We start from the raw sequence: 8,197 nt of genomic DNA on the forward strand, positions 1-8,197 counted from the left end.
CTGCAGCGCATCCCGGCGCCGAGGTCGTCTGGACTCCGTACGTCGAGAGCGACGAACTCCGATCGCTGCGCGAACGCCACGACGGTCGGAACCTCGACCACCTGGAGACTCCCGACATCTCCGACGAGACGCGGGACATCTGGCGACGAACGACGGTGGCCGTCGCGATGGATCTTCCCGATGATCTCGCCACGCTGATGCCCGATCTGGCGTGGGTGCAGAGCATCACCGCCGGCTACGAGAAGTACGACCTGGCAGCGCTGCACCGTCAGAGACTGCGCCTGACGAACGCGAGCGGACTCGGGGCGGCGAGCATCGCCGAGTTCGTCATCGCCCGTCTGCTGCAGGTCTGGAAGAACCTGCGGACCTTCGACGCCCAGCAGGACGGCCGGGTCTGGGAAGCGATGTACGGAACCGAGCTGACCGGTCGCACGATCGGCATCGCAGGGCTCGGGGCGATCGGACGGGCGGTCGCTCAGCGGGCTCGTGCGTTCGACATGACGGTGCTCGCGACGCGGGCGAGCGCCCGAGCAGGCGACACCGATCCCGCGGTCGATGAACTGTTCCCGGCGGCCGAACTCGACACGATGCTCGCCCGCTGCGACGCGGTGGTCTCGACGCTGCCGTCGAACCCGACCACGATCGGCCTCTTCGACGCCGATCGTTTCGCCGCGATGCCGCCGGGTGCGGTGTTCTGCAACGTCGGACGCGGGGCTCACGTCGAGGAGCCGGCATTGATTGCCGCGCTCGAGTCGGGCCGGCTGGGTGCGGCAGCACTGGACGTGACACGGGTCGAGCCGCTGCCGACCGACGATCCGCTATGGGGCGCGCCGAACCTCTACCTGTCCCCGCACTCGTCGGTGTCGCTCGACCGCTACACCCAGAATCTGGAGGCATTGCTGATGCGCAACGTCCGACTGTTCCTCGACGGCCAGCCGATGATCAACGAGGTGACCCTCGACCGATGAGTCCGCTCAGTCGTTGAGGTCGGTGATCTCGACGGCTGCCTTCTTGCCCGTCGCCTTCTTCTTCGCAGCGGTCTTCTTCTTGGCCGCGGTCTTCTTCGCTGCCGACTTCTTCTTGGCGGCTGCCTTCTTCTTCGTCGCCTTGGCCTTCTTGCCCGGGGTACCACCCTTGGCGATGATCGCTTCGCGGCGGATCGCCAGCAGCTCGAAGGCGCGCTCGGGGGTGATCTCCTCGACCCGGTCGCCCTTGCCGAGCGACGCGTTCGTCTCGCCGTCGGTCACGTACACACCGAAGCGTCCGTCCTTGGCGGTGACGTTGCGCTCGCTGACCGGGTCGGCGCCGAACTCCTTGAGCGGCCCCTTGGCCGCCATGTTCGTACCGCCGCGCTTGTACACCTTGGGCTCGCTGTAGATCTTGAGCGCCTCGTCGAGTGTGATCTCGAAGATCCGGTCCTCGGAGTCGATGTTGCGGAAGTCCTTCTCCTTCTGCACGTACGGCCCGTAGCGGCCGTTGTTCGCGTAGATCGCGATGCCGTCCTCCGGATCGTCGCCGACGTGACGGGGGAGCGACAGCAGCTTCTCGGCCTCGTCCATCGTGATCTTCTCGAAGACCATCGTCTGGAACAGCGACGACATCTTCGGCTTCTCCATCCCTGGGGGCGGATTGTCGTGATCGCCCCACTGAACGTACGGTCCGTAGCGGCCGTTCTTGGCGAAGACCGGCAAGCCGTCGAGTTCACCGATCGGGTCGTCGCCCTTCGGTGCCGCGAGCAGTTCGATCGCCTTCGCGACATCGAGTTCGTCGGGCGGGAGGTTGTCGGGGAGCCCGGCGGTGTCGTCGCCACGCTTGACGTAGGGCCCGTAGCGCCCGGGCTTGACGACGATCAGCTCGCCGTTCTCGTCGTTGCCGAGCGGGAACGTGTTGATCTCCGCGGCGTCGATCTCGTCGAGGTTCTCGACGACCAGACGCTTGAGCCCGAGCAGGGCATCGTCGCCGGCACCCGCCTCGGCGGTGATCGACGGGACGTCGTGATCGTCGGTCTGGCCGAAGTAGAAGCGGGTCAGCCACTGCGCCTTCTGGCGGTCGCCCCGCTCGATCGCGTCGAGGTCCTCGTCGATCGATGCGGTGAACGCGTAGTCGACCAATGCGTCGAAGTGCTCCTCGAGCAGACGGATCACGGCGAACGCGGTCCAGGTCGGGACCAGCGCCTGACCCTTCTTCCACACGTAGCCGCGGTCCTGGACCGTCTGGATGATCGAGGCCCACGTCGACGGGCGTCCGATCTCGAGTTCTTCGAGCTTCTTGACGAGCGAGGCCTCGGTGTAGCGAGCCGGTGGCGTCGTCGTGTGCCCGACCGGTTCGATCGACTCGGTCGGGACCGTGTCGCCGACCGTGAGCGGCGGGAGCAGCGCCTCGGAGTCGGCGGCGTCGTCACCGCGCTCCTCCTTCGAGGCGACGTAGACGGCGCGGTAGCCGGGGAAGGTGATCGTGGTCCCCGAGGCGGCGAACTCGCACTCCACGATCTCGCCGGTGGTCCGGTCGGTCGCCGGAGCGCCGAGGCGCACGCTGACGGTGACGCCGGTCGCGTCGGCCATCTGCGAAGCGAGCGTCCGCTGCCAGATCATCCGGTAGAGCGCGAGTTCCTGGCTGTTCAATTCGGTCGAGACGCTGTCGGGAGACCGGTATGGCGTCGTGGGGCGGATCGCCTCGTGGGCTTCCTGGGCGCTCTTCGACTTCGTCTTGTACTGCTTCGGAGCGGCGTTGAGGTACTTCGATCCGTACTCGTTGGAGATCGCCGAGCGGGTCGCGTTCATCGCCTCGTCCGACAGGATCACGTTGTCGGTACGCATGTAGGTGATGAAGCCGCGCTCGTACAGGCCCTGGGCGACGCGCATCACCTGCGACGACGACAACCGCAGCTTGCGGCCGCCTTCTTGCTGGAGCGTCGAGGTCATGAACGGGGCCTTGGGTGACGACCGGTACGGCTTCTCCTCGACCGACCGGACCGTGAACGTCGATTCGGCGAGGCTGTCGGCCAGCCCGCGAGCACGCGCTTCGTCGAGCGCGACGACCTTGTCCTTGACGCGACCCTGGCTGTCGAAGTCCTTGCCGGTGGCGATCCGGTCACCGGCCACCGCGATTAGCTTGGCGTCGAAGGACGGATCGCTCGCCGTGACCACGTCGATGTCCCAGTAGTCGGCGGTGATGTAGGCGATGCGCTCCCGCTCGCGCTGCACGATGAGCCGCACGGTCGGCGACTGCACCCGGCCCGCTGACAGCCCGCGGTTGACGCGCCGCCAGAGAACCGGGCTGACCTCGTAGCCGTAGAGCCGGTCGAGGATGCGGCGAGTCTCGGCCGCGTCGACCATTCCGTAGTCGATACCGCGCGGGTTCGCGACCGCGTGGTCGATCGCCGACTTGGTGATCTCGTGGAACACCATCCGCTTCACCGGAACCTTCGGCTTCAGGTACTCGAGCAGGTGCCATGAGATGGCTTCGCCCTCGCGGTCCTCATCCGTCGCGAGATAGAGCTCGGAGGCGTCCTTCAGCGCAGACTTGAGTTCCTTGACCACGGTCTTGCCGCGATCGGTGAGCTCGTACGTCGGCTTGAAGCCGTTGTCGACATCGATGTTCAGGCCCTTGGACGGAAGGTCGGACACGTGGCCCACCGAGGCGCGCACGTCGTAATCGCTTCCGAGCAATTTCGACAGGGTCTTCGCCTTCGCGGGAGATTCGACGACGACGAGTGGCTTGGACATCAGTGCCTTTCGTGGGTGATCGGGTGATCGCTGACGATAGGTGAGTGTGCCTGGATCGCGCCGTTTCCGGCCATCGGGGCCTGACGTGCGCCGTCGCGGACATCCGAGATCGTGGCGGTCGTACAGTGGAGCGGTGTCCGATGACGGCGTCGCTCCGGGGGAGGAGCACGACGACAGTCCATGGCGTCCCGGTGCGCACGCCCGATTCGACCACCTGCCCCGGCAGCCGTTCGACCGTCACCCTTCCGCAGCCGACGAGGGCGAGCGCGATCATCCGCCGACCACACCGATCCGTCGTGGTGTCCTCGCGGCTCTGGTGCTGGCCGTCGTCATCGGCGGAGCGGTCGTCGCCGTGGGGTCCTGGACCGGAATGCCGAGCGGTGATGTGGACGTGGCGGTCGAGGATCCGCCGACCGATGTGGACGATCAACGGGCGGTCGCAGCCGTCGATGTCGGTGGTGACGTGGCCCTCGGTGCCGAGGACACGCCGCTCGCGTCCGCGCAGCGATGCACCGCACACCGGCTTCCGTCATCGGTCGATCCGCTCTGGGACGTGGAACTGGTCGCTGGCCGCCGGGTCATCTCCCCGGTCACCATCGGTGGCGGCTCCGTTGTCGCCGTGGTCGCGTTCGCCGCATCGACAGCGAGCGCGTCACCGTCGGTTTCTGTCGTCGCCCTCGACATCGAGGACGGTCGCGAACGGTGGCGGGCCGATCTCCGCTCGTCGACGGGTCGCCACGAGGTCGTCGGCATCATCGACGGCGCGGTGATCGTGCGCAGCGCGACCGGTTCCGACATGGCGTTTCGGCGCCTGTTCGCGTTCGACGAGGAATCCGGCGAGATGCTCTGGGATCGGGGCTTCCGGGGTGACTGGTCGGCGACCGCGGACTCGACGACGGGCCTCGTCTACGTCGGAGTGCGTCGACCGGCGGTGTCATCGACGGAGGAGAGCGAGGTCGAGGTGATCGATCCGCGAGTCGGCGCGCGGGTGCACATCGCGGCGGGTTCACCGGTCGGACTGGATCCGGACGGTCGCCAGGTGACTCGCCTCGGTGACGAGGTGCTCGCCACGTCGCCGACCGAGCGCCACCTCCTCGGCGTCGTGGACCCCGCCGAGTCTCCGTTCGCGCTCGTCGGATCCCAGGTGGTGGTGGCGGACGGTGACGGTGCCGAGCTGAGCGTGTACTCGGGACCCGGAGACGGCAGGACGTTGCCGCTGGTCGGTTCGCCCGGGATCGATCCTCCGGGTTTCATCGTCGGTCTGGAGCCGAACAGCGACTCGTCGATCCTCGTGACGGGTGCGGGAGCGGTCCACGGCGCACAACTCGGCGACGATGGCGTCGAGATCCGGTGGCGTGTCGCAGGTGTCGTGGTCGAGAGCGTGGTCACCGATCGCGGTCGATCGCTGCTGGTCGCGAACGACGGCGGAGCACAGCAGCGGGTGGTCGACAGTTCGACCGGACGCACCGTCGTGGATCTCGAGCTCCGGCCGGGCACGTTCACGACGCTTGCGCTGGCATCCAATGGCGTCGTGGTGCAGGACTACGTCGACGGCGAGCTGCTGAGGGTGGCGCTCGATCTCGACGGACGTGAGCTCTGGTCGCTCGCGGGAAGTGGACCGTTCGCCATCGGACGCGGGATGGTCGTCGATGTCGATGACTCCGACGCGGCGATCCGCCTCATCGCATCGGGCGCCGCCGCCACCGGTGATGAGCCCGCCGCCACCTCGACCGTGTGCTGATGGATACGGTCGAGCCAGTGGATGACGTGGATGGTGGACGTGGACGACTCGGATGGTCGTCGACGTTCGAAGAGACGTGGGACGAACTGGGTCGCCCGGGCGACCCGGCGCGGGTCACCCGCCTCGACCGCGGGTGGAGCACGGCGGCGCGCACGCTCGGGCAGGCAGTCGGTACCGACGAGCCGGTGAGGTTGCGGAACATCGGGGCCGACGTCGCGGTCGGCGACTGGATCGTGCCGAGCGACGATGGCGAACGGGTCGAACACGTGCTGGATCGGACGTCGGCGTTCACCCGTCGCGCGTCGTTCGACGGGATGCGCGCGGTCTCGCACACGCTGGCCGCGAACATCGATGTCGTCTTCCTCATCCATGCGCTCGGCTCACCGCCGAGTCCCCGACGACTCGAACGCGAGCTGGTTCTGGCGTTCGACTCGGGTGCCGAGCCGGTGGTCGTGCTCACGAAGACCGATCTCGTCGACGATCCCGAGCCCGCCCGCGCCGCGCTCGCCCAGGTCGCACTCGGCGTTCCGGTACTCCTGGCAAGTGGCGTGACCGGAGACGGAGTCGAGGCGCTCCGCGCGTCGGCAGCCGGGAACAAGACGTTGGCGTTTCTGGGTGCGAGCGGTGTGGGCAAGTCGACCCTGGTGAATGCCTTGGTCGGGGATGCGGTCCAGGCGGTGTCGGAGGTGCGCGAGGGGGACCAGCGCGGCCGCCACACGACCGTCGCTGCCCTGCTGGTTCCGATGCCCGGGGAAGGGTGGATGATCGACACGCCCGGCGTGCGCGCCGTCAGTCTGTGGCTGTCCGGGGATGGGATCGAGCGGGCATTCGCCGACGTCTTCGATCTGATGGATCACTGCCGATTCCGCGACTGCAAACACGATCAGGAGCCGGGCTGCGCCGTGCAGCAGGCGATCGCCGACGGTGAACTCGATCCGGTTCGCCTGACCGCGCTCGAGTCGCTGATCGTCGAGGAGTCGGCGCTGGAGGACGAACAGCGCGCACGCGAGAAGGCGGCCGACCGACGCTCCAAGGATCGTCGCCGTCCCGAGGTCGCCGAGTTCGACGGGATGAGAGACTGAACCATGGCCCGACGCGGTGAGCGCGAACTGGAGGCCGCTGGTGGGCAGGGTGCGATCGCGGTCAACGGGAAGCCGGTCGAGTCGGTGTGGGACTTCCCGCGACCGCCCACTGTGGAACCCGTCGAGTGGCGGATCCGCGTGGTCCACGCCGGCGTCACTGTCGTCGACGCCCCACGCGCCGTGCGGGTTCTCGAGACGAGTCAGGCACCCGCGTACTACGTCGATGCCGAGTTCATCGACGACGACCTCCTCGTCCAAGGCCCGCGGCGGTCGATGTGTGAGTGGAAGGGTTCGGCAACCTACGCCGACGTCGTGATCGGCGACACCCGGGCGACCGAGGCCTGCTGGACCTACCGCACACCCACGCCGCGTTTCGCGTCGATTCGCGATCACTGGGCTTTCTATGCCCAGGCGCTCGACGAGTGCTGGGTCGACGACGAGCGAGTCGACCCGAACGAAGGATCGTTCTACGGCGGTTGGATCACCGCGAACGTGACTGGCCCCTTCAAGGGAGCGGTCGACACCCGCGGTTGGTAGCGCGTTGACGGGTCGGTCAGGCCCGCGCCGTCACGGGTCGAGGCGCCATGTGTTGCCCGGACTGCGGAACCAGTAGTCGTTGCGGATGACGGCGGCGATCGGGAGCGGCCCGTAGATGTGCGGGAACAACTCCTCGACACCGGGCCCCGGCGGTTCCCATCGGATCTCGTGCGTCACCTGAGCGGGATCGATCGTGAGTAGCACCAACTGATCGACGTCTGCGTAGAAGCGATTCGCCGTTGCCTCGATCTGCTCGCGTGTCGAGGCGTGGATGAAGCCTTCCTCCTCCAGCGTTCGGCCGCGGGTCGACATCGCGTACTCGCCGGTCTGGAAGGCGGCGGCCCAGTCGTCGGGAAGTGCCATGTGGAAGATCGGTCCGTCGGTCGGCATCGACCCGTTCCTATCAGTCGGCCACGCTCAATCGGCGACGTCGACCTTGGCGATCACCTTCGTCGGCGTCACGTGGACGACCATCTCCGGCGCGACAGCGTTGCGTCGACCGTATTGCTCGGCGAGTTCCTCGCCCATGTACCGGCGAGCGATCCGCGTGCTCCACGTCAACAGCTCATCGGGGTCGGTCGAGGTGGTCGTGGTTCCGTTGATCGTGAGGAACGAGAACGGTGGTCGATCGTCGTCGAGGCAGAGGCTCACCCGCCCGTCGCGCAGGATCGACTTGCCCTTGACGGTCTCGGCGGACGTCATGAACACGATCTGTGAGTCGTCGCCGTCGCCGTCGAGATCGACCCAGACCGGCGCCACTTGAGGCGAGCCGTCGGCACGCACGATGGCGAGTTTCGCCGTCCGAGCGGGGAGTTCCGAGATGAACGACTGCCACCAGCCGTCGGGAGCTTCGTTGTATGCCATGCCCGAGCCAACCAGCCGGCGTCCCCATCTGTTCCGCCCGCTTGCTCGGGTCGGTCAGGGTGGCTCGATCGCCATCGTGGCGGTCGCTGAGTGGGTGACGGGGCCGATCGCAGCTCCGATGATGGCGATATCGGTCGGATCGACGTAGGTGACGGTGACGCTCACGGTCGTCGCGCCCACCGCGACCGACACATCCATCGGCAACTCGACCGCTCGGCGTGCGGCCGCCGATGCGGCCCCTGCGGAGT

The 8,197-nt window shown here is 67.5% G+C and carries 8 protein-coding genes; 4 read left to right on the plus strand and 4 right to left on the minus strand.

Annotated elements, in window-relative coordinates; translation table 11 throughout:
• A partial coding sequence (locus WBV89_RS00450) for a D-2-hydroxyacid dehydrogenase (RefSeq protein WP_423979377.1) occupies positions 1-968 on the plus strand: 968 nt, incomplete at its 5' end.
• Positions 969-974: 6 nt separating this feature from the next.
• On the opposite strand, the gene topA is transcribed toward WBV89_RS00450, so the two are convergent.
• Entirely contained in the window at positions 975-3,725 is a 2,751-nt protein-coding gene (topA, locus tag WBV89_RS00455) for a type I DNA topoisomerase (protein WP_423979378.1), read from the minus strand.
• Between the two features lie 133 nt (positions 3,726-3,858).
• Here topA and WBV89_RS00460 point away from each other — a divergent pair, with 133 nt between their 5' ends.
• The 3 genes from WBV89_RS00460 to WBV89_RS00470 are packed head-to-tail and all read left to right on the plus strand — an operon-like array spanning position 3,859 to position 7,085.
• Entirely contained in the window at positions 3,859-5,466 is a 1,608-nt protein-coding gene (locus WBV89_RS00460; RefSeq protein WP_423979379.1) for a PQQ-binding-like beta-propeller repeat protein, read from the plus strand.
• A gap of 17 nt (positions 5,467-5,483) precedes the next feature.
• Positions 5,484-6,548: a ribosome small subunit-dependent GTPase A gene (gene rsgA / locus WBV89_RS00465; protein WP_423979380.1), complete on the plus strand. Its 1,065-nt coding sequence runs from the start codon at positions 5,484-5,486 to the stop codon at positions 6,546-6,548.
• A 3-nt stretch (positions 6,549-6,551) separates the two neighbouring features.
• Positions 6,552-7,085 carry a DUF427 domain-containing protein gene (locus WBV89_RS00470; protein ID WP_423979381.1) on the plus strand — a complete coding sequence of 178 codons (534 nt, stop codon included), beginning with the start codon at positions 6,552-6,554 and terminating at the stop codon, positions 7,083-7,085.
• 30 nt (positions 7,086-7,115) lie between these two features.
• On the opposite strand, the gene WBV89_RS00475 is transcribed toward WBV89_RS00470, so the two are convergent.
• The 3 genes from WBV89_RS00475 to WBV89_RS00485 form a co-directional block, all read right to left on the minus strand.
• Complete coding sequence (locus WBV89_RS00475; RefSeq protein ID WP_423979382.1) at positions 7,116-7,475, minus strand: DUF952 domain-containing protein; 360 nt, start codon at positions 7,473-7,475, stop codon at positions 7,116-7,118.
• Between the two features lie 27 nt (positions 7,476-7,502).
• Entirely contained in the window at positions 7,503-7,949 is a 447-nt protein-coding gene (locus WBV89_RS00480; protein ID WP_423979383.1) for a PPOX class F420-dependent oxidoreductase, read from the minus strand.
• A gap of 54 nt (positions 7,950-8,003) precedes the next feature.
• A partial coding sequence (locus WBV89_RS00485) for a hypothetical protein (protein ID WP_423979384.1) occupies positions 8,004-8,197 on the minus strand: 194 nt, incomplete at its 5' end.

The sequence above is a fragment of the Ilumatobacter sp. genome, from assembly GCF_049588435.1.
Classification (GTDB): domain Bacteria; phylum Actinomycetota; class Acidimicrobiia; order Acidimicrobiales; family Ilumatobacteraceae; genus Ilumatobacter_A.

What these genes read in the sequence shown, in the direction of transcription:
- WBV89_RS00480 (WP_423979383.1), bottom strand. Translation starts at nt 7,949, where the DNA reads ATGGCATACAACGAAGCTCCCGACGGCTGGTGGCAGTCGTTCATCTCG.
- WBV89_RS00470 (WP_423979381.1), top strand. Translation starts at nt 6,552, where the DNA reads ATGGCCCGACGCGGTGAGCGCGAACTGGAGGCCGCTGGTGGGCAGGGT.
- topA (WP_423979378.1), bottom strand. Translation starts at nt 3,725, where the DNA reads ATGTCCAAGCCACTCGTCGTCGTCGAATCTCCCGCGAAGGCGAAGACC.
- WBV89_RS00475 (WP_423979382.1), bottom strand. Translation starts at nt 7,475, where the DNA reads ATGCCGACCGACGGACCGATCTTCCACATGGCACTTCCCGACGACTGG.